Annotated in this window: 18 protein-coding genes; 1 reads left to right on the top strand and 17 read right to left on the bottom strand. The window is 65.8% G+C overall.

Annotated features, from left to right (window positions below):
- Positions 1–139: 139 nt before the first annotated feature.
- The 14 genes from ABZZ22_RS05615 to ABZZ22_RS05550 all read right to left on the bottom strand — a co-directional run bounded on the left by ABZZ22_RS05615 (position 140) and on the right by ABZZ22_RS05550 (position 15,927).
- Positions 140–646 carry a hypothetical protein gene (locus ABZZ22_RS05615; protein WP_354927658.1) on the bottom strand — a complete coding sequence of 169 codons (507 nt, stop codon included), beginning with the start codon at positions 644–646 and terminating at the stop codon, positions 140–142.
- Positions 643–1,176 (bottom strand): hypothetical protein, encoded by a 534-nt coding sequence (locus ABZZ22_RS05610; RefSeq protein ID WP_354927656.1) that lies wholly within the window; start codon positions 1,174–1,176, stop codon positions 643–645. Before ABZZ22_RS05610 ends, ABZZ22_RS05615 begins: the two co-directional genes overlap by 4 nt.
- Positions 1,173–2,525: an MlaD family protein gene (locus ABZZ22_RS05605; RefSeq protein ID WP_354927654.1), complete on the bottom strand. Its 1,353-nt coding sequence runs from the start codon at positions 2,523–2,525 to the stop codon at positions 1,173–1,175. The genes ABZZ22_RS05610 and ABZZ22_RS05605 overlap by 4 nt, the downstream gene beginning before the upstream one ends.
- Positions 2,525–3,739, bottom strand: a complete 1,215-nt coding sequence (locus tag ABZZ22_RS05600) for an MCE family protein (protein WP_354927652.1) — start codon at positions 3,737–3,739, stop codon at positions 2,525–2,527. Before ABZZ22_RS05600 ends, ABZZ22_RS05605 begins: the two co-directional genes overlap by 1 nt.
- Positions 3,736–4,929, bottom strand: coding sequence for an MCE family protein (locus tag ABZZ22_RS05595; protein WP_354927651.1), 1,194 nt, complete (start codon positions 4,927–4,929; stop codon positions 3,736–3,738). Before ABZZ22_RS05595 ends, ABZZ22_RS05600 begins: the two co-directional genes overlap by 4 nt.
- A complete protein-coding gene (locus ABZZ22_RS05590) occupies positions 4,926–5,936 on the bottom strand; it encodes an MCE family protein (protein ID WP_354927649.1) in 1,011 nt (336 codons plus the stop codon). The genes ABZZ22_RS05595 and ABZZ22_RS05590 overlap by 4 nt, the downstream gene beginning before the upstream one ends.
- Positions 5,933–6,928 (bottom strand): MCE family protein, encoded by a 996-nt coding sequence (locus ABZZ22_RS05585; protein WP_354927742.1) that lies wholly within the window; start codon positions 6,926–6,928, stop codon positions 5,933–5,935. The genes ABZZ22_RS05590 and ABZZ22_RS05585 overlap by 4 nt, the downstream gene beginning before the upstream one ends.
- Before the next feature lie 41 nt (positions 6,929–6,969).
- On the bottom strand, positions 6,970–8,130 hold the full coding sequence (locus ABZZ22_RS05580) for an MCE family protein (protein ID WP_354927647.1): 1,161 nt from the start codon (positions 8,128–8,130) through the stop codon (positions 6,970–6,972).
- 4 nt (positions 8,131–8,134) lie between these two features.
- Entirely contained in the window at positions 8,135–8,968 is an 834-nt protein-coding gene (locus ABZZ22_RS05575) for an ABC transporter permease (protein WP_354927645.1), read from the bottom strand.
- A 1-nt stretch (position 8,969) separates the two neighbouring features.
- Positions 8,970–9,671, bottom strand: coding sequence for an ABC transporter permease (locus tag ABZZ22_RS05570; RefSeq protein WP_354927739.1), 702 nt, complete (start codon positions 9,669–9,671; stop codon positions 8,970–8,972).
- Between the two features lie 322 nt (positions 9,672–9,993).
- The gene (locus tag ABZZ22_RS05565) at positions 9,994–11,223 is read right to left on the bottom strand and encodes an acyl-CoA dehydrogenase family protein (protein ID WP_354927643.1); all 1,230 of its coding nucleotides are present in this window, start codon (positions 11,221–11,223) and stop codon (positions 9,994–9,996) included.
- Between the two features lie 30 nt (positions 11,224–11,253).
- Positions 11,254–12,426, bottom strand: coding sequence for an acyl-CoA dehydrogenase family protein (locus ABZZ22_RS05560; protein ID WP_354927641.1), 1,173 nt, complete (start codon positions 12,424–12,426; stop codon positions 11,254–11,256).
- An 85-nt stretch (positions 12,427–12,511) separates the two neighbouring features.
- Positions 12,512–14,680, bottom strand: coding sequence for a 3-hydroxyacyl-CoA dehydrogenase NAD-binding domain-containing protein (locus ABZZ22_RS05555; RefSeq protein WP_354927639.1), 2,169 nt, complete (start codon positions 14,678–14,680; stop codon positions 12,512–12,514).
- A 35-nt stretch (positions 14,681–14,715) separates the two neighbouring features.
- Positions 14,716–15,927 carry an acetyl-CoA C-acetyltransferase gene (locus ABZZ22_RS05550; protein WP_354927637.1) on the bottom strand — a complete coding sequence of 404 codons (1,212 nt, stop codon included), beginning with the start codon at positions 15,925–15,927 and terminating at the stop codon, positions 14,716–14,718.
- A gap of 83 nt (positions 15,928–16,010) precedes the next feature.
- Here ABZZ22_RS05550 and ABZZ22_RS05545 point away from each other — a divergent pair, with 83 nt between their 5' ends.
- Complete coding sequence (locus ABZZ22_RS05545) at positions 16,011–16,772, top strand: enoyl-CoA hydratase-related protein (protein WP_354927635.1); 762 nt, start codon at positions 16,011–16,013, stop codon at positions 16,770–16,772.
- A gap of 82 nt (positions 16,773–16,854) precedes the next feature.
- On the opposite strand, the gene ABZZ22_RS05540 is transcribed toward ABZZ22_RS05545, so the two are convergent.
- The 3 genes from ABZZ22_RS05540 to ABZZ22_RS05530 form a co-directional block, all read right to left on the bottom strand.
- A complete protein-coding gene (locus tag ABZZ22_RS05540) occupies positions 16,855–17,847 on the bottom strand; it encodes a nitronate monooxygenase family protein (RefSeq protein WP_354927633.1) in 993 nt (330 codons plus the stop codon).
- Between the two features lie 115 nt (positions 17,848–17,962).
- Positions 17,963–18,520 carry a TetR/AcrR family transcriptional regulator gene (locus tag ABZZ22_RS05535; RefSeq protein WP_354927631.1) on the bottom strand — a complete coding sequence of 186 codons (558 nt, stop codon included), beginning with the start codon at positions 18,518–18,520 and terminating at the stop codon, positions 17,963–17,965.
- Between the two features lie 52 nt (positions 18,521–18,572).
- Positions 18,573–20,105 (bottom strand): acyl-CoA synthetase, encoded by a 1,533-nt coding sequence (locus ABZZ22_RS05530; protein ID WP_354927629.1) that lies wholly within the window; start codon positions 20,103–20,105, stop codon positions 18,573–18,575.
- Positions 20,106–20,120 lie beyond the last annotated feature (15 nt).

The raw sequence follows: 20,120 nt of genomic DNA, 5'->3' as shown, positions 1-20,120 counted from the left end.
CGACAACAGATCCGGATGTCAATGAGAACGGCGGTCGAACCTGACCTCAAGTTCATAATACCGCACCTCTCACGCTCCGGTGAGCCACGCCTGCGGCGTAGACAGCATCGACTTGGCGCAGCGTCCCTCCGGGACCACCTCAGACGGTGGTGATCCCGGCGACAAGCCACTGTCCGTCGCTCAGTGCGAGGCTGGCCTCGACTCTGCTGGTGCTGATCGTCGGCACCTTCGAGCCGGATCGAGTCGTCGACTGGGCAACGAAGAGCAACACCACGGCGCGGTTCTCGGTGGCGGTGACAAGAGAGGAGCCGGTGACAGTGGCCTTCGAGACGACCTTGCCCTGGACCGCGGACTGGCGGAGCGTGCCGTCGACCACGCCGGCGTACTCGGTTGCGAACCGACCGGTGGTGGATGCCTTCGCCTTGGCGAGGTCGGCATCGAGTCGGCGGTAGTCGTAGGAAAGCACGGTTGGTACCAGGGTCTTCGCACTCTTGACGGCCTCCGCACGTGCCTCCTCTACACGGTCACCGGACTGGCGTTCGCGCAGCAGGCCGACGTTGAGGGCTACGAGGGCGATGGCGAGGACGGCGATCGCGATCCACACGCGCCTGAGACCTGCGGGGGTCGAGGACTGTGGGTTGCTCATGAGACGAACTCCATTCCGCTCACCAGCCAGCGCTCGCCGGTGCGCTTCAACGTCACCCGCAGGCGATAGCTGCGTTCTTGAGGCCCGGACGAGACGGTGTTCGATACCGTCCCGTCAGCGGCGACCATGACGATGGCTTTCCTCTCGGTGATCGAGGAGATCCCCGCCGCGTTCACCGACCCTTTCGAGGTCACCTTGCCCTGGCGTACGCCTTCCCGGAATGCCGACGCCTGTTTCTCGAACTGGCCGCGGAACCCCGGCGTGGCGTCCTTCATCATCCGGGAGATGTCGTCGTCGAGGTTCTTGGTGCTGACGGTGGTCAACGCGGAAACGCTCCGCTGTGCCACCGCCACCGCATCACGCCGCGCCTCGGTGCGCTCACCTTGGCGGTGGATGGCGACGATCTGAACCGACGCCAGCACCACGAGGACAACGAGCCCGAGATAGGCGAGCATCCTGAAGGGCGGACCTGGTACCGCGAGAACCCTCTTGAGGTGTGGGACGGCCAGTGCCTCGGTCAGTGTGGTCATTTCTCCTCCGGTAGCAACAGACGTGTCCAGGGAGCCCCTGGAGGGATCGAGACGGCATCCCCGACGCGATACGTGCCGCCTTGGGGTGCCTGGAGATACCCGGTGATCGGGTCATAGGTGGCGACACCGCTCGGGTCCGGCGACGCATCGACCTTGGTGCCGGGTCGCTCCGCACGCGAGCCCGCACCGAAGCGCAACCCGCATCCCACCGGCGTCGCAGCACGCTTGGTCGGATCGTTCGGACACGGCGAGAACCGCGCTCCGCGTACGCCTTCGGTCGTGTTGTCGGCGATGCAGTGCATCCCGAGCGGTGTGGAGCGCTTGCTGAGATCCGATGGGATACGGCGCTCCGACTTCGGTATGAAGCCGTCGGTGCACGAGGGCGGGTTGTTCACGTTGGTGCGGAGGTCGAGCTTGACTGCGCCGGTGTCGGTGTGCGGCAGCAGCGCTCCTTGAACGGCGGCCATCATCACGGGGTAGACGATGAATGTCTGTTTGAGGTTGGGGAGGTAGACGTTGAGGACCTCGGCTGGAGCTGTGAGGTTTGCCAGCAGAGTCGGCAGCGTCGGGGTGACCCCCCGAACGAGGTCATCGACGGTGCCGGCCGCCGCGGGCACGGTGGTCAGCAGACGGCGCAGATCCGGGTCGCTGGCCTGGAGCTGCCGGGTGGTGGCCGAGAGCGAAGCGAGCGCAGCGCGCTCCTCGGCTGCCAGATCCGTCTGCGTCTCCAGGAACGGCGAGACGCCCTCGATCAAGTACGTCGTCTCGTCGACGTACGCATTGGCATCCTCGGCGATCGCGTTGGCATCACCCAGGAGCTGACCGATATCAGGACCAGCCCCACCAAGACCCGTGTTTGACTGGTCGAGCACACGGGTGAGGCGGTCGTTCGGCACCGAGGCCAGCGTGCGGTTGAGACTGGTGAGAACCGGGCCGATCTGCGGCATCTCGCGGGTGTCGGCCACAGTGATCACCGACCCATCGGCCAGGTAGGGACCGCCGTCGGCGCGCGGCACCAGGTCGACGTACTGCTCACCGATGGCGGACGTGCTGTGGATGCTGGCGACGACATCGCGCGGGATCTTCGACGTCGTACGCAGGCTCAGGTCGACTTCGGTCCCGCCGGGCGTGAGACGGATCGAGCGCACGAGCCCGATGTCTGCGCCTCGGTAGGTGACGATCGCCCGGGGGTAGAGGCCGCTGATGTCGGCGAAGCGCGCCGTGACCGTGTAGTGGCCCGCTCCGAGGACCTGAGGTAGATCGACGTAGCGGATCGCCGCGAAGACCGTCGCCAGCACACCAATGACGGTGAAGGCGATCAGCTGCTTCCTGACCAGCCGGGACAACATCAGCAGCCCCCGATCAGATCACGGAGGGTTCCGCAGTCGGGTGCCGAGGACGGGCTCGACGAGTCATCGTCACCCGGCTGGCCCGTGTCCTGGTTGCTCGGCGACTTCTGGACGAGACCTTCACCGGCCCCGCCGTCGGCAGCGCCGGGCAGGTTTCCCAGGATGTCGTCGGCGGTAACGCCGGATGCACCAGACCCCGAGGAGACGCCGGTCCCGGGCAGGTCGCCGAGGAACGCTGCGGTGAGGGACGGCACCGAGACGTCGATGGTGGCGAAGAGGTTCACGTAGTCGCCACGGAACGCGTTCTCTGAGGTACCTACCGGGAACGGCACGGTGATGAGGTACTTCAACGCCTCGGGAATGCTGTCGCCCGCCTTCGCGAGCTCGTTCAGGATCGGGCGCATCGACTCGAGATTGGCCTCGAGCGAGTCGCGACTGCGCGTGATCACCTCGTTGCCGACCTTGCTCAAGTGACCGACCGCATCGATCGCGTGCACCAGCTGCTTGCGCTCGGTCTCGAGTGCCTTCAGCCCGGGAGCGACAGCGTCGAGCGCATCGGCCACCATCTCGCGCTCCTTCCGCAGCTTCGCGGCAAGCGAGTCGATCTTGGTGAGCGCTGCGATGAACTCCTGCTTGCGGCGGTCTGCGACCGCCAGCACCTGGTTCAGCTGTCGGATCAGCTGGCGGGTATCGGGAATGCGCCCGTCGAGAGCTCGCGAGAGCTCGCCGGTGATCGTGCTCAGCTGGGACAGACCACCGTTGTTCAACAGCAGCGACACCCCGGCAAGGATCTGCTCGGTCTCCGGGTAGACACCGGTGTCAGCCTCGGTGAGCTTCGCGCCGTCGACGAGGTGTCCGGCCGGCTGCACGGGTTGCTGGATCTCGACGTACTGCGCGCCGAGCAGCGTCTTCTGGCCGATCAGCAGCCGAACGTTGGCGGGGAGGCGAGTCGAGCGCTTGAGACGCATCGTCACCTTGGCCTTCCAATCGCTGACCGCGATCCGGGTGACCGTGCCGATCGTGACGTCGTCTGCCATGACCGCTGAGTTGGGCACCAGGTTCTCCACGTTGTCGAACGTGGCGGTGACCGTGTAGCCGTCGCGCCCGACCGCGACCTGCCCGGGCAGCGTGTGGGAGTTGGGACGTAGATCGCAGCCCGACGTTAGAACGGCACAAGCAAGGAGGAGCAGGACTGCTGCAAGTCGCGTGTTCATCGGGTCTCCCTATCGGTCTGGCCCAGCTGGGTCAGCTGTACGAGCAGATCGTCGGGAGCGGGAGTCTCGGGCGAGCCGCTGGATGGCGGTCTCGTCCTTTCGGACTTCTCCCCCGGCCCGGTGGCGACATGGATCGGAAGTTCGCTGAGTCCGAGCGTGGTCAGGAGTGGCTGAACAGCCTGCTGGCACTGCTCCGCCGTCCCGCCGGTGCCGAGGATCCCACCGCAGAGCAGCTGCGCGACACCCTGAAGGTTGTTGAGCGTCGCCCGACCGGTGACCGCCTGGTCGGAGAAGGTGTTGTAGAAGTTGTTCACAGTGTGCGGTGCGACGTGGAGGATTCCGGCCACCTGGTCGGAGCGGTTCGAGACCGTCGCGACGAGCTCGTTGAGTTCCTTGACGCTGGTCCCGAGCGCGCGTTCGTTGGTGTCGACGTACGTCTGGACCTGCTTCAGCGCACCTTGAAGCTCATCCAGGCTCCGTGCGATCGCCTTCCGGTTGGCGGCGAGGACGCCGGAGAACTGCGCCAACTGCTTCGTGAACCTGCGTAGCGCCTGATCGTTGGCCACCAGGTTGGCGATGAAGGCGTTGAGGTTGGAGATGGTGGCGAACAGGTCCTGACGACCCGATGCAAGGGTCTCTGCTGCACGTCGCATCTCCACGAGGGAGTTGCGCAGCGAGACGTCGGCCCCGTCGTCGAGGTTGGCGTCGACACTGGTGAGGATCCGATCGAGCGCGCCGGTCTTGTCGGTGCCTTGCGGCCCGAGCGCTGTCGCCAGATCGGTCAGCTGCTTCTTGACCTCGTCGAAGGAGACCGGCACCGCGGTCCGGCTCAGCGGGATCGCCGCACCGTCCGCCATCGCGGGACCACCGGCGTACGCAGGAAAGATCTGCACGAAACGGCCGCTGACCAGGCTGGGCGAGACGATCGCAGCATTTGCCCCGCGCGGGAACCGCTGGCGGGCGTCGACGTCCATCTCGACCCGCACCTTCTTGCCTTCGGGATGGATCGCAGCGACCTTGCCCACTGCTACGCCGAGCACCTTGACCTCGTCGCCGGTGTACAGCCCGGTCGATGTCGTGAAGTACGCAGTGACCCGGTGCTCGCGTTGCTGCAGTGCGACCAAGGCTCCGGCGGCGACGAGCGCCACCACCACCGCGATGACCACGTTGCGGGTCTGAAGGATTTTCACTGCAACACCTCCGAGAGGACCGGCGTCAGCGAGCTGGGCGCGGTGAGATTTTGGATGTACGCGTCGAAGAACGGCCCGCTGGAGAAGGCCTCCCCCAGCTCGTAGGCGTAGCTGTAGAGACCCGCGATGGTCGCGTCGACCTGCTCCTTCTTGTCGTTGAGCAGCGCGACCACCTTGTTGAGGTGCTTCAGCGCGGGCGGAGTGTCCTTCTGGAGTCGAGCGATGGTGACCTGGATCTGCTGCGAGAGGGCAGTCGCGTCGTGCAGCAGGGAGATGATCAGCTGCTGGTTGGCGTTGAGCTGCTGGAGCAGGTCCCCACCCGACCCCAGAAGGGTCGTGATGTCCGAGTTGCGTTCGCTGAGCAGCTCGGAGACCGAGGAGGCGCGCTCCAACAGCTGTCGCAGCTGGTCGTCGTGGCCGGCGATCGTCTGCGCGACCCCGGTGACGCCGTCGAGGGCCGGTTTGATCTGGTCCTCGGTTCCGGTCAGGGTGCCGGAGGCGGTGTCGAGCGCGTTCGTCAGCGCCTCGGTGTCGATCTGCTCGGATGTAGTTGTCAGGTCCGCCAGGGCACTGGTGAGCTCGTAGGGTGAGGACGTCCGAGCGACCGGGATCGCCTCTCCGAGCTCGCCCTCCCCCGCCGAGGTGACTTGGAGGCCGGCGCGGCCGAGCAGGGTCAGGGTGACGATCGCGGCCTTCGACTTGCTACCGAGACGCACCTCCTGAGGAGTGATCTCGAAGTCCACCCTCACCCGGGTCCCGTCCAGAGCGATGTTCTTCACCTCTCCGACCGTCATCCCGGAGACGAGGACATCGTCGCCCTCCTTCAGCCCACCGGCGTCGGCGAAGTAGGCGGTGTGCTGGTATCCGCCTGCGATCAACGGAAGACTGTTCCAGCGGATGAGGACCGCCGCGACAAGGGCCAGCGCGAGAGTGGTGACGATCGCGATCCGGATGGGGTCGCGCTCCTGGAAGCTCTTCTCCGCGAGCATCTCTTTGAGGGTCGTCATGGCTGGCACCTCGCTACATCACTGTTGATCCATGGGGTCGTGACCGGCTTCGCCGTCGGGTCCTCCTCCGGCGTGATCCTCAGCTGGAGGCCGCAGAGGTAGAAGTTGAAGAAGTTGCCGAACGACCCGGTCGGCATGACCGCCTGGTAGTGGCCGGGGAGCTGGTCGAGGATGCTCGCCAGCTGGTCGTCCTTGCGGTCGAGGTTTCCAGTCACCGAGCGCAGGCCGGCCAGGTCTGCGGCGATGGTCTGGTCGGTTCGGGCGAGCAGGTCTTCGCCGGAGACTGCGACGGTGTCGATCTCGCCGAGTGCCGCGAGCACCGTGGGCGCGTCCTTGTCCAGCCCCTTGCTGAGGTCCTTGAGCTGGGTGATGACCGTGCTCAGTTCCTCGCGATGCTGGTCGACGGTCCCCAGCACGGCGTTGAGGTTGTCGATCACCCGTCCGACCAGCTCGCCGCGTTCGGCCACGGTGGTGGTGAAGGAGGCGATGGTGGTGACCAGCGAGGCCACCGCTCCGTTCTGCCCCTGGAGCACTTTGATCAGCTGGGTGGAGAGCGCGTTGATCTGCTTGGGTGCCAGTCCGGCGAAGAGTGGCTTGAATCCGTTGAGGAGAGTATCCAGGTCGAGAGCGGCCGCCGTGCGGCTGAGCGGGATGGTCCGGTCCGCCCCCAAAGGCTGCGACGGTCGGTCCGGCTTGGCAAGCTCCAGGTAACGGTCGCCGATGAGGTTCTTGTATCTGACCGTCGCTCGCGTCGTGAGGGTGAGTGGGATGTCTCTGGGGACGTCGAACTCGACCCTGACTGTGTTGCGCGCACCGATCTTCATCGATTCGACCTTGCCCACTGCGACGCTGGCCACCCGGACCTCGTCTCCCTCTTGCAGGCCGGAGACGTCCTCGAACACTGCTGTGTAGGAGGTCATCGAGCCCGGCGAGGAGTCGCTGACGAGGATCACCAGGTAGGCCGCGATGGCTGCGGACACGGCCGCGAACACGCTCAACTTCAGGAGTGTCGCTCGGTGCTTGGTGCGATTGGTCATCCGAGGTTCACCACCCCGGCCAGCGCACCGAAGAAGGTCGTACGCAGTTCCTCGGTCGGGGATGCAGGACCGGTGTGCTGCGGGTCGGTCCCGGTTTTCAGGTGTGGCGCGAGCGATGCCGCTTCGTCGTTCGTCACCACGGGCATGCCGCGGCACTCCGGTCCGCTCTGGTCGCCGACGACCGGGAGATCGTTGGGGTACATGTAGGGCTCGCGCGACGGCCTCAGTCGGGTGTAGGTCGAGATGCCCATGCGTTGACCGCCGACCGCGTCCTCGGCCATCCTCTCCGCCACGACCGTGCCCTCGAGCACGCAAGGCAGCTCCGAGGAGTAGTGCGCAGCCAGGGCGGTGACCGGCTGAAGGAGCTCGAGGTTGCGCTCGAGCGGCCTGTTGATCTTGGCGAGCAGCGGGCCGGTGTCGTTGCTGAGCCGGGTGGCTTCGTTCGCGGTGAGTGCCAGCTGGCTCTGCTTCTGCGACAGCGTACGGCTCGTGGTGGTGGCCTGTTCGAGCGTCGCGAGGAGGTCGGGAACCATCGAGTCGTATTGACGGGCGACCGGGGCCGCGGTGGCGAGGTCTCTGTCCAGCGCCTTCCGTGAGCCGTTCACAGTGTCCACCCACTGCGACCCCGACCCGATCAGCGAGTTGATCTCATCGCCACGACCGTTGACGCCGCCGGCGAGCGCGGTGAGCGCGTTGTCCACCTTGTCCGGCTGTGCGGCCGCGAGCACCCCGTTGAGGTTCGTGAACGCTTCGTTGACCTCGACAGTCACGTCATCGGCCGCGATCGTCGTGTTCTGTCCGATGCGCGGGGATGACGGCTCCGGGCTCGTCAACGAGACGTACTTCGCGCCGAACGCGGTCGGCGGCACGATGGCCGCGGTTGCGTCGCGCCCGACCCAGTGGGCCTGGTCCTGGTCGATCGTGATCCGCAGCCGCGCCCCGTCAGATGTGGCCTCGACCGCGTCGACGCGACCGATCTTGACGCCCCGCAGCTTCACGTCGGAGCCGGGCTGCATCGCCAGGCCAGCGCGTGGAGCGTCCACGGTGACGGCAACGGAGCGGCGGAAGTCGCCGCGGTAGAGCGCGAGCACTCCTGCGACGACAACGGCGGCGAGCCCGATGCAGGAGATGCCGTAGATGAGATGGCGAAGGTTCACGAGTTCACCCCGAGATGTGGACCGACGTGCCGCCCCACAGGGCGAGGCCGAAGGCGAGGTCGATGATCATGATCAGGACAAGGGAGGTCCGCACGGCGAGGCCCACCGCGCGACCGACGCCTGCAGGGCCGCCAGTGGCGTCGTACCCGTAGAAGCAGCAGACCGCCATGACGACGACCGCCATGATCGACACCTTGAGAAGTGCCAGCGCGAGGTCACCTGGCACCAAGAAGGTGCGGAAGTAGTGGTCGTACGTCCCGGCGGCCTGCCCGAACCCGATGGTGACCACCAGTCGGGTGGCCGCGAACGTCATCACCACTGCGATGGCGAAGAGCGGAATGACGGCGATCAGCCCAGCGATGATCCGCGTGGTGACCAGGTACGGGATCGATGGGATCGCCATCACCTCCAGGGCATCGATCTCCTCACTGACCCGCATCGCCCCCAGCTGGGCGGTGAAGCCCGCGCCCACGGTCGCCGTCAGCGCGATCGCGGACAGGATCGGCGCCGCCTCGCGCGTGTTGAAGTAGGCCGAGAAGAACCCGGACAGGACCTCGACCCCGATATTTCCGAACGTCGTGTACGCCTGCAGGCCGACCTCCACACCGATGAACGCGGTGAGGAAGGCGACGACCACGACGGTGCCACCGATGACAGCGAGCGCCCCGGTACCGAGACTGACCTCGGCGATCAGCCGAAGAATCTCTCGGCGGTGTCCGCGCAGTGCCCGGGGCACATGCGCGACCGCTTTGCCATAAAATTCGAACTGCCGCCCGAGCTCGGTGAATCTGCCGACCGCGGCCCGCGGAAGCTCGGTCATCCAGTCGATGGTCGCCATGTCATTTCGTCCCTTGGATCTGGAAGTAGATGAGCGTGATGATGCTGTTGGCCGCGAACAGCAACATGAAGGCGAACACAACCGTTTGGTTGACCGCATCACCCACGCCTTTCGGGCCACCCTTTGCATTGAGCCCCAGATAGCACCCGGTCAGCCCCGCCAGCAGCCCGAAGACCGCCGCCTTGACCTCCGACGTCACGAAGTCGGCGGTGCCGACCAGGAGCGTGAGGTTGGAGACGAAGAGTCCAGGCGTCGCACCCTGGAGGACGACCGAGAAGTAGTAACCGCCCGCTAGGCCGACGATCGAGACCACGCCGTTGAGCGCCACCGCGACCACGACAGACGCAGCGATTCGCGGCACAGCGAGCCGATGGATCGGATTGATCCCCAAGGTGATCATCGCATCGATCTCGTCGCGGATCTTGCGCGATCCGAGATCGGCACAGATCGCTGTCGCCCCCGCGCCAGCGACCACTAGCACGCTCACGATCGGTCCGATCTCGCGCACAACAGCGACCGCCGCACCGGCGCCGGCAAGGTCGATAGCGCCGATCTGGATCAAGAGCTGGTTGACCTGGAAGATGATGATCACGCACAACGGGATAGCGACCAGGATCGCGGGCCCGACCGAAACGGTCGTGATGAACCATGCCTGGTCGACGAACTCGCGGAACTGAAAGCGTTTCAGCACAAGGAGCCGCATTGCTTCCAAGCAGAAGGCATAGAACTTGCCCAGCTTGGCGATGGCCCCTGTGAGCCAGTTGTCCTCCAAGGCCGTTTGCGCAAACCCGCCACCACCACGCCTCGGAGCGACGAGGGCAGCGCTGTGAACGCGCCTCATCGTCGGCCGCCCACAGCGAGAAATTGCTTGGATGTCAACATGCGTCAACTTTCTGATAGCGATTCGCACTCGTAGCCACGTCACACAAATGCGTGATGTACGTCACCACAGTTGCCTAACTGTGAAACATAAGTCGAGTTACGTTTGATCGGCGAAAATTGCGGCGGTCGCATTTCTTTTGCCTTTATCCAGTGATGTCGCGGCCAAGGAGGCGCCGCGCGACGATCCACTGCTGAAGTTCGTTCGCACCCTCGAAGATCTCGAGAATCTTGGCGTCGCGATACATCTCCTCCAGACGAACCGATTCGCCCGTCTCACCGACTTCGCGAGCGAATCCGACCGCACCGTGGATCTGGATGGCCTCGCGAACAAGGTCGTTGGCCAGCCGGGTTCCATACGCTTTCGCCATGGCAGCCTCGGGTTCAGCGGTCGCGTCGCCGTTATCGAGAAGCAGCGCCGCCTTCTGATAGAGGCTGCGCGCGCATTCGAGTTCGGTCGCTCGCTGCGCCATCTGAAACTGCCAATACTGCATGGCGCCAAGCGGGCGGCCGAAGACCTGCCGCGTCTGAAGTCTGTGCACGGCCAGGTCGAGTGCCGCCTGCGCCACGCCCACACCCGCTGCGCCGATGCCGATGCGACCCCGAACGAGCGACGACAACGCGACTGCCATCCCCCGGCCAGGCTCCCCCAGCAAGTGTTCCCTCGGAACGAAGACGTCCTCAAGGGCGATGTCAGCGGTGATCTGACCGCGGTGTCCCATCTTGAGATCCGGGGCACCGATTCGAACCCCATCGCTCCCGAGGTCGATCAGAAGCATGTGCGCCCTGTTTCCATCGACGCCTGCTCGAACGAGAATCGAGACCCATCGCGCGACTACGCTGTTCGTGATCCATCGCTTGCGCCCGTTGACGATGAAGCCGTCCGGAGTCTCGGTCGCCCAGGTACCGAGACGCTCGGCCGTCAGGTCCGAGCTCGTCTCCGGCTCAGTCGTGGCGAAGGCGAATGCCTCGCGGCCCGAGACGAGCTCCGGAATGAGCAGGTCTTGCATCCGCTTGGAGGCGAACCGAAGGGTGGACGGGACCAAGATGCATTGGCCGTCGTATACACCCGCCATCGATGACGAGTGGTAGGCGATCTCCTCGGCTGCGGTGCAGACAGCCAGCATCGGGTTGTCGTACCCGCCGCCGTACTTGGTACCGAACGGGATGGCAAAGAGACCGTCAGAGGCCAGACCGCGGAATGCCTCCCACGGGAAGCTGTCGACGGATTCCTCGCGGGAGCCGATCTCGCGCGCCACCGGCGCAAGGTGGGTCTCGACCGACTTCCGTGCTCGGCCGCGCAGTTCGACGATCTCCTCGGGAAGAAGAAGGTCATGCGACATGTGATCCTGGGTGCGGGCTACAACGGTGTTCACGTGACGTTCCTTTGCATTGCTGGAGGTGGACTATCGGGCCGCGACGGCGAGCTCGCCGCGAGTTCCGCGATCAAGGTGTCGGCCGATGACCATCCGCTGAATCTGGTTCGTTCCCTCGAATATCTGCATGACCTTCGCCTCGCGCATGTACCGCTCGACCGGGAAGTCGCGGGTGTAGCCGTAGCCGCCGAGGACCTGCACGGCGTCGGTGGTCACATTCATGGCGTTGTCCGTGGCGACAAGCTTGGCCACTGAGGCCTGCCGCGAGTAGGGCAGGCCAGCATCCTTGCGCCGCGCCGCGGCAAGGTAGGTCGCACGCGCCGACTCGACGGCGGCGGCCATGTCAGCGAGCAGGAACGCCATGCCCTGATGGTCGATGATCCGCTCGTCGAACGTCTCGCGCTCCTGCGCATAGGCGACGGCGGCGTCGAGGGCCCCCTGCGCGAGACCGGTTGCGACCGCGGCGATTCCGAGGCGGCCCGCGTCGAGGCCGGCCAGCGCGATGCGGAGGCCCTCCCCCTCGGCGCCCAGCCGGCGCTCGACCGGGATCCGGACGTCGTCGAAGCGCATGGTGGCCGTGGTCGACCCCATGAGCCCCATCTTCGATTCGGGACGATCGGCGGCGAGCCCGGGAGTCCCCGCCGGAACCAGGAAGCAGGAAATGTCGCCACGGCTGTCACCGGTGCGGGCCATGACCTTGTAGAAGTCGGCCTGGCCACCATGGGTGGTCCATGCCTTTGCGCCCCGGAGGACGTACTCGTCCCCGACACGAGTCGCGCGGGTCGTCATGGCAGCCGGATCGGACCCGGCGTGCGGTTCCGACAGGCAGTAGGCACCGAGTAGTTCGCCGCCGACCATGTCGGGAAGATGCTGCTTGCGCTGTTCCTCGCTACCGGCCGTCACAAGACCGAAACACGACAGCACGTGCACCGACACGCCCACTCCCACACTGCTCCAAGCCGACGCGATCTCCTCGACTGCCTGGAGGTAGACCTCGTAGGGCTGACCACCGCCGCCATGCTCCTCGGCGTACGGGAGGCCGAGAACACCCATGCGACCGAGCGTCCTGAAGGCCTCCCGCGGGAACGCCGCTCGCTCCTCGGCGCCGGCGGCGAGGGGCGCGAGATCGCGCGAGACGATCTCGCGCACGAGTGCGATCAGATCGGCGGACTCGGGTGTCGGGAGGGTGCGGTCAGCAGGCACGGTAGTGCTCCTGTCGTAGGAGGAAAGTGGAACCCCCGGGCCGCGAGAACCGTTGATATCACGGCCCGGGGAGGATCTGCTGCCGTCAGGCGGGGAAACCGGACCCCGAGGCGGCGAGGTCGCGCAGGTACGCCGTCGGGCGCAGTTGCTCGCCGTATGCGTCGGCCAGGTCGTCTGCGCGGCGGAGGAACGCAGCCAGGCCGATCGAGCCGTCATCGGCCTCGAACCCGGCCATGTACTGAGCAGCACCGCCGGTGAGGCCAGGGAAGCCGATGCCGAAGATCGAGCCGATGTTGGCGTGGGCGGCTGAGGTGAGCACGCCTTCCTCGAAGCACTTCGCGGTCTCAAGTGCCTCGCGGACGAGCATCCGCTCGCGGACGTCTTCGAGCGGCAACTGCTCCACGGACGTCGGAAAGACGCCGGACAGGCTCGACCACAGCGAGTTGCGGCGACCGTCGGCGTACTCGTAGAAGCCGGCTCCCTTGAGCTTGCCCGGGCGACCGATCTCGATCATGCGAGCGCAGACCTCTTCGGTCACCGTCGGCGTAGTGGCACCGTTGGCCTCGCGGGTCGTCTTCGAGATCTTGAGCATGAGCTCGAGGTTGAGCTCATCGGCAATCTGGAGCGGACCGACGGGGAATCCAGCCTGCGTAGCAGCCCGCTCGATCGAAAGCGGGTGCACACCCTCTTGGAGCATCGCCAGGCCCTCCTCGATCTGGGTGCCGATGACGCGCGAGGTGAAGAAGCCACGTGCGTCGTTGACCACGATCGGGGTCTTTCGGATCACCTGGACGACGTCGTACGCACGGGCGAGCGACTCGTCAGAGGTTTCTGCGCCGCGGATGATCTCCACGAGCGGCATCTTGTCGACGGGGCTGAAGAAGTGCAGGCCGATGAAGTCAGCTGGTCGGTCGATGCTCTTGGCGAGGTCGGTGATCGGCAGGGTCGACGTGTTCGAGCAGAGCAGCGCCCCAGCTGCTAGATACGGGGCAACCTCGGCGAAGACTCCCTGCTTCAACATGACGTCCTCGAAGACCGCCTCGACCACAAGGTCGGCACCCGCCGCAGCGGCGGCGTCGGCCGTCGGGGTGATCAGCGCGAGCAGGGCGTCCGACCTCTCCTGGGTCAGCTTGCCGCGGGAGATCGCCTTCTCGTTGATCGCCCGCGAGTAGTCCTTGCCCCTCTGCGCGGCCTCGATCGTGATGTCCTTGAGCACGACCTCGATGCCAGCCCGGGCGAGGACGTATGCGATTCCCGCACCCATCATGCCGGCACCAAGCACAACGGCCTTCTGCGGGCGATAGCGGTCGAAGCCGTCTGGGCGCAGCGTGCCCGCGTTGATCGACTGCAGGTCGAAGAAAAACGCCTGGATCATGTTCTTCGACTGCTGCCCCACGATCAGCTTCGCGAGATAGCGCGACTCGATGCGGGAAGCAGTGTCGAAGTCGACCTGCGCACCCTCGACAGCCGCGGCAACGATCGCCTTCGGAGCGCGGTAGTCGGCCTGCTTGACCTGCTTGCGCAACATCGGCGGGATCGCCGGGAGGTACGCCGCCATCTGCGGCGACGAAGGACTGCCGCCAGGCAGGCGGTAGTCCTTCGCGTCCCACGGCTGGGCGCCCGCCGCGGGGTTGCGCGTGATCCACTCCTTGGCAGCTGGGACCAGTTCATCGCTGGTCGCGACCACGTCGTCGACCAGGCCGACGGCGAGAGCCGCCGCTGGGCGGAACTTGGCGCCGGTGCCCAGGATCTCGCTGATCGCTTTCACCAGGCCAAACATCCTGACCGTGCGAGTGATGCCGCCCCCACCCGGCAGCAGCCCGAGGCCCACTTCAGGCAGGCCGATGTCGTACGACCCGTCGACCGCGATGCGCCGGTTTGCGGCGAGCGCGATCTCGAGGCCGCCGCCGAGGGCGGCACCGTTGATCGCCGCCACCACCGGCTTGTCGAGGAGCTCCAGCTTGCGGAGCGGGGCCTTGATCGCCTCGGCCATCGCGAAGGCCTCGGCTGCGCGATCAGGAGTCAGGGCGAGGATGTTCTTCAGGTCACCTCCGGCGAAGAAGGTCTTCTTCGCCGAGACGATCACGACGCCGGCGACGTCAGGGGTCCCCAGGACCTGCTCGACCACTGATTCCATCGAAGCGAGGTACAGGTCGTTCATGGTGTTGGCTGACTGGTTGGGATCGTCCAGCGTCAGGGTGACAATGCCGTCGGCATCGATGTCGAAGGTGACGGCGGTCTGTTCAGTGCTCATGGAAGTGTCCTTCTAGATATCAGGAGAGGGCTGACTCAGACGAGCTCGACGATGGTCGCAATGCCCATGCCGCCGCCTACACAAAGCGTTGCCAGGCCGCGGCGCTTGCCTTGGCGCCCCAGCTCGTCGATCAGCGTGCCGAGGATGATCGCGCCGGTGGCACCGAGCGGGTGGCCCATGGCGATGGCGCCACCGTTGACATTGGTGACGGAGGCGTCAATGCCCATGTCGCGCATGAAACGCAGGGCGACCGCCGCGAACGCCTCGTTGATCTCCCACAGGTCGATGTCCTCAGCGGTCAGGCCCACCTTGGCGAGCGCCTTGCGTGCCGCCGGAGCGGGGCCGGTGAGCATGATCGTGGGGTCGGCACCGGAGACCGCGACGGAGACGATCCGAGCCCTCGGGATGAGACCGAGCTGCTCCCCCACTACGGCGGACCCGATCAGCATCAGGGCAGCACCGTCGACGATGCCGGAGCTGTTGCCGGCATGGTGCACGTGGTCGATGGCTTCGACGGTGTGGTATTTCGCGAGCGCCACATCGTCGAAGCCGGCATCGCGGCCCATGGCAGCGAACGACGGCTTGAGACCGGCCAGCGACTCCACAGATGTGTCCGGCCGGATCGTCTCGTCACGGGCGAGGATGACCTGTCCGAGCTCGTCGGTCACAGGGACGACGCAGCCGTCGTAGTAACCCTGTTCCCAGGCATGAGCGGCGCGTGCGTGGGACTGCGCGGCGTACCCGTCAACATCGGCGCGGCTCCAGCCCTCCAAGGTGGCGATGAGGTCGGCGCCAACGCCTTGCGGAACGAAGCCGGTCTCGAAGTTGGTAGCGGGGTCGTTGGACCACGCGCCACCGTCTGAGCCCATCGGAACTCGGGACATGGACTCGACGCCGCCCGCGATGATGAGATCCTCGAAACCGCTCCGGACGCGTGCGGCAGTCTGGTTGACGGCCTCGAGACCCGACGCGCAGAAGCGATTGAGCTGGACACCCGCGGTGGTATCGGGGAGGCCAGCCTTGATGGCCGCGGTCTTGGCGATGTCCCCACCTTGGTCCGCCACCGGCGACACGACGCCGAGCACGAGGTCGTCGATGCGCTCGGCGTCGAGGGTCGGATTGCGCTTCTGCAGCGCGTCAAGCAGGCCGACCACGAGGTCGATCGGCTTCACCTCGTGGAGCGCGCCGCTGCTCTTGCCCCGGCCACGCGGCGTACGGACATGGTCGTAGATGAATGCGTCGGTCATCAGCGGATTCCCTTGCGGTCGAGGACTGGCGAGAATTCGAAGATAATGTAATCTACATTTCACGTCAATACCGAGGAGGCACCATGAGGGCCACTACTGCTGAGGGCGTCCTGACCGTTGCCCTGGACCGTCCCGAGCGTCTGAACGCCCTGACCGCTGGCGAGATGGAGGCGGTGCGCGACGCGATCGCGGCCGCCGGCGACGACGTGCGCGTGATCGTGCTGTCGGGCGACGGCAACGCGTTCTGTTCAGGCGCCGACCTGGAATCCGCCGATGAGCTATCCGGGGAAGAGGCAGCCGCACCGACGATAGACGCCGCCAACGACCTCGTGGCGACGATCACCAACAGCCCGAAGCCTGTCATCACACTCGCCGGAGGTGCTGTCGCAGGAGTCGGTGTGCCGATCGCCCTCGCCAGCGACTTGGTCCTGTGCGACGAGTCTGCCTACTTCATGCTCGCCTTCACCCGCGTCGGCCTGATGCCCGACGGCGGGGCCTCGGCCCTCGTCGCCGCGTCGATCGGACGTGCACGGGCGATGCGAATGGCGTTACTGGCTCAGAAGCTCCCCGCTTCCGACGCAGCAGCGGCCGGCCTCGTCGCCGACGTGTGGCCCAGCAACGAGTTCGATGACCGCGCGGCCGACGTCATCGAACGACTCAGGACCGGACCGCGGGCCGCGCTCCGGCAGACCAAGCACGCGATCAACAGCGCAACCTTGCACCGACTCGATCTCGCCTTCGCGCTGGAGCGAGCCGGACAGATCGGCCTGCTGGGTGCGGCCGACTTCGCCGAAGGCTCGACAGCGTTCCGCGAGAAGCGAAAGGCACAGTTCACCGACCAGTGACGCCGCACCCGATATGACGAGGAGGGCTCCTCAGCCAGTGGCTGAGGAGCCCTCCTTCACCCGGCCCCCTTTCGCGGCGGCGTCACAGCCGGACGGCGAGACGGCTCTCTACGCGTGGCGCGAGACCACGGAGCGCTTCGTCGTACTCGTCCGCGAGCCGGGCGACCAGACCGGCGGCCGGCTGTCGCTCTACGACGTCGCCGATGCCCTGTCCAGAGCCCCAGATGTCTTTCCAGGCCTTTGCATCGGTGTTGCCGGTCGAGGCGAAGTCCATCGCAGTCGGGTCGGACTGCGGCAGGTTGTCCGGGTCGAAGCCGGCGGCCTCGATGCTGCCGCGCAGGTAGTTGCCGTGCACACCAGTGAAGAGGTTGCTGTAGACGACGTCGCTCGCTCCACTCGCGACAATCATGTCCTTGTAGCCGTCGACGACGTTGGCCTCGTGGGTCGAGAGGAACGCGCTACCCACGTACGCGAAGTCGGCGCCGGCGACCTGCGCGGCGAGGATCGAGCTTCCGTGAGCGATCGCCCCCGAGAGCATCAGCGGTCCGTCGAACCAGGCACGGATCTCACGCAGGAGCGCAAACGGAGACAGCGCGCCCGCGTGGCCGCCAGCGCCGGCGGCGACGGCGATCAGGCCATCGGCACCCTTCTCGATCGCCTTGTGCGCGTGCCGGTTGTTGATGACGTCATGCAGCACGATGCCGCCATAGGAATGGATCGCCTCGTTGACGTCTTCACGCGCACCCAGCGAGGTGATGACGATGGGAACCTTGTGATCAACGCAGGCCTGGACGTCCTCTTCCAGTCGTCCATTCGTCTTGTGCACGATCTGGTTGACAGCAAACGGTGCGACGAAGTCTGTTGGGTTCGCCGCACCGTACGACGCCAGTCGATCCTCAACTTCGGAGAGCCAGTCACGGAACTGGCTGTGCGGCCGGGCGTTCAGTGACGGGAACGAGCCGATGACACCGGCCGCGGACTGGGCGACAACCAGGTCCGGACAGGAGGCGATGAACATGGGAGAGCAGACGACCGGGACGGCAAACGGTCCGGTCAGGATCTCGGGCAGGGACATGGGGACTCCTAGAGGTGTGGCTTCAGAGGAACGAAGGTGACGACGTGATGTAAAGTCAAATACTTTATGTTTGGACGAAATTAAGCACGGGCCCCAGGCGCTTGGACGACCGCGGTCAGTCGGACGCGGCGGCCATCTTCATCTCGACGAACTCCTGGAACTCGTTGAAGACGACGTTGAACTGACGCGTGGTCACGGGCTTGCGCCATTGCTGGAGGCCGACCAGAAGCGTCATGGCCATGGTCCCGAGGACCCTGGCTTCCCTCGCGTCGCGGGCAGCCGGTCGCAGTGCGTCTGTCAGCGCATCGAGGCGACGCTTGTCGACCTTCACCTGCATCTTGGCCACTGCTGGGTTGGTCCCCGCCCAGGCCCGAATCGCTCCCTCGGCCGCGTGTGGGAGCGAGGACCCGAGGCGCTTGAGCAACCGGATGCGCTCGGCGGGATCACCCTGAGCGTTAGCTATCTCGATCACTCGGGCCGTCTGCGATTCTGACCAATACTCCAGAAACTCATCGACGAAGCCGTCAAGGCTGCCGAAGTATCCGTAGAAGGAACCGGTGGTCACGCCTAGCTCGCTGCATAGCCTGGTCACCTTGACGGCACCTGCACCCTCTTCAGCGAGCACACGCAGAGCGGCCTCGTGATAGTCCGCGCGATTCACCAGAAGACGCATTTTTGCCCTTCCTACGGGTCCAGGTCACGGTCAGCCTAGACGGGCCCCGGGGTCATCCGGCAAAGCGATCCACCAGGACCCGCTTCACCAGCTTTCCGGTAGGCGTTCGCGGCAGGGTGTCGACGAACGAGACCGAGCGCGGGCACTTGAACGCGGCCACCTTCGAGCGCGCGTGCTCGATGAGCTGCTCGGCCAGGTCCTCGGATGGCTCGACACCGTCACGCACCTGTACGACCGCCTTGACCTGCTGCCCGAGTGCCACATCCGGGACACCGATGACAGCGACGTCCAGGATGGCGGGATGGAGGGTGAGTGCGTCCTCGATCTCCTGAGGATAGATGTTCACGCCGCCGGAGATGATCATGAACGACTCACGGTCAGTGAGGTAGAGATAACCATCTTCGTCCACCCGACCGAGGTCGCCGATCGCGGTCCAGTTCGAGTGCTGCGGGTGCTCGGCTTCCTTCGTCTTGACCGCGTCCTTGTGATACTCGAACGGGCGGACCTCGCGCTCGAAGTACACGCGGCCCACCTCACCGACCGGCAGCTCGACGCCGCTCGAGTCGCAGATATGGACCGGCCCGAAGACACTGCGACCGACGGAGCCTCGTCTGGTGACCCACTCCTGGCTGCTGATGATCGTCATGCCACTCATCTCGGTCGACGAGTAGTACTCGAGCAGGATCGGGCCCCACCAGTCGATCATCTCCTGCTTGACCTCGACCGGACAGGGTGCGGCCGCGTGGATCGCCAGCCGCAGGCTCGACACGTCGTAGGACGTCCGCGTGGCCTCCTCCAGCTGAAGCATGCGCACAAACATCGTCGGAACGAGCTGGACCATCGTCGCCCCGAATTTCTGGATCGCCTCCAGGCACGTCTCGGCCGCAAAGCGTTCCAGGACGACGACCGTCCCGCCCAGCGCCTGCACAGCGCCGCACCAGCGCAACGGCGCGGCGTGGTAGATCGGCGCGGGAGAGAGGTAGATGTCGTCCGGGCCGACCTTGAGCATCTGCCCGATCATTCCCGTGAGGGGGTCACCGGGCTCGTCCACCTGGATCGGGAGCAACGGCGGCCTGATCCCCTTGGGGCGACCGGTCGTCCCGGATGAGTAGAGCATGTCACTGCCCCGAGGCTGGTCGGCGATCCGCCGCCCCCCGGCCGAACCGAGCAGCTCCTCGAAGGACTCGAAGCCCTCGACCGCTCCCCCGAACGTCCATGCGCCATCGAGCGCAGGGACAGCCGAAAGCACCTCGCCAGCGAGATCACCTAAGCGACCCGATGCAACGAGGACCGTGGCGTCACAGTCCTCGACGATGTAGGCCGCCTCGGCAGCGGTCAGGTGGTAGTTGATCGCCGTCAAGTAGAGGCCCGACCGCAGCGCGGCCCAGTAGAGGATGAAGCATTCGACGGCATTATCACTCAGCATCGCGACCACGTCGCCGCGGCGCAGTCCCCGATCCTGCAGCGCCACGGCGAGGCGAAGACTCGCGTCGTCGAGCTCGGCGTAGGTCAGCGTCTGGCCGGTGCCGGCCATGATGACGGCAGGCTTGTCAGGGGTAGTCAGTGCGTGGGTTCCGGGGTACATCGGTGCTCCTCAGGC

Source organism: Nocardioides sp. NPDC006273, from assembly GCF_040613495.1.
Lineage (GTDB): Bacteria > Actinomycetota > Actinomycetes > Propionibacteriales > Nocardioidaceae > Nocardioides.
Note: the sequence above shows the minus strand (reverse complement) of the source record. Positions and strands in the feature narration are given on the sequence as shown.

Excerpts from the sequence above, each read along its gene's own strand:
- ABZZ22_RS05570 (WP_354927739.1), bottom strand. The coding sequence starts at position 9,671 with ATGCGGCTCCTTGTGCTGAAACGCTTTCAGTTCCGCGAGTTCGTCGAC.
- ABZZ22_RS05540 (WP_354927633.1), bottom strand. The coding sequence starts at position 17,847 with ATGTCCCTGCCCGAGATCCTGACCGGACCGTTTGCCGTCCCGGTCGTC.
- ABZZ22_RS05605 (WP_354927654.1), bottom strand. The coding sequence starts at position 2,525 with ATGTTGTCCCGGCTGGTCAGGAAGCAGCTGATCGCCTTCACCGTCATT.
- ABZZ22_RS05550 (WP_354927637.1), bottom strand. The coding sequence starts at position 15,927 with ATGACCGACGCATTCATCTACGACCATGTCCGTACGCCGCGTGGCCGG.
- ABZZ22_RS05615 (WP_354927658.1), bottom strand. The coding sequence starts at position 646 with ATGAGCAACCCACAGTCCTCGACCCCCGCAGGTCTCAGGCGCGTGTGG.
- ABZZ22_RS05575 (WP_354927645.1), bottom strand. The coding sequence starts at position 8,968 with ATGGCGACCATCGACTGGATGACCGAGCTTCCGCGGGCCGCGGTCGGC.
- ABZZ22_RS05590 (WP_354927649.1), bottom strand. The coding sequence starts at position 5,936 with ATGACGACCCTCAAAGAGATGCTCGCGGAGAAGAGCTTCCAGGAGCGC.
- ABZZ22_RS05530 (WP_354927629.1), bottom strand. The coding sequence starts at position 20,105 with ATGTACCCCGGAACCCACGCACTGACTACCCCTGACAAGCCTGCCGTC.
- ABZZ22_RS05600 (WP_354927652.1), bottom strand. The coding sequence starts at position 3,739 with ATGAACACGCGACTTGCAGCAGTCCTGCTCCTCCTTGCTTGTGCCGTT.
- ABZZ22_RS05610 (WP_354927656.1), bottom strand. The coding sequence starts at position 1,176 with ATGACCACACTGACCGAGGCACTGGCCGTCCCACACCTCAAGAGGGTT.
- ABZZ22_RS05555 (WP_354927639.1), bottom strand. The coding sequence starts at position 14,680 with ATGAGCACTGAACAGACCGCCGTCACCTTCGACATCGATGCCGACGGC.
- ABZZ22_RS05535 (WP_354927631.1), bottom strand. The coding sequence starts at position 18,520 with ATGCGTCTTCTGGTGAATCGCGCGGACTATCACGAGGCCGCTCTGCGT.
- ABZZ22_RS05545 (WP_354927635.1), top strand. The coding sequence starts at position 16,011 with ATGAGGGCCACTACTGCTGAGGGCGTCCTGACCGTTGCCCTGGACCGT.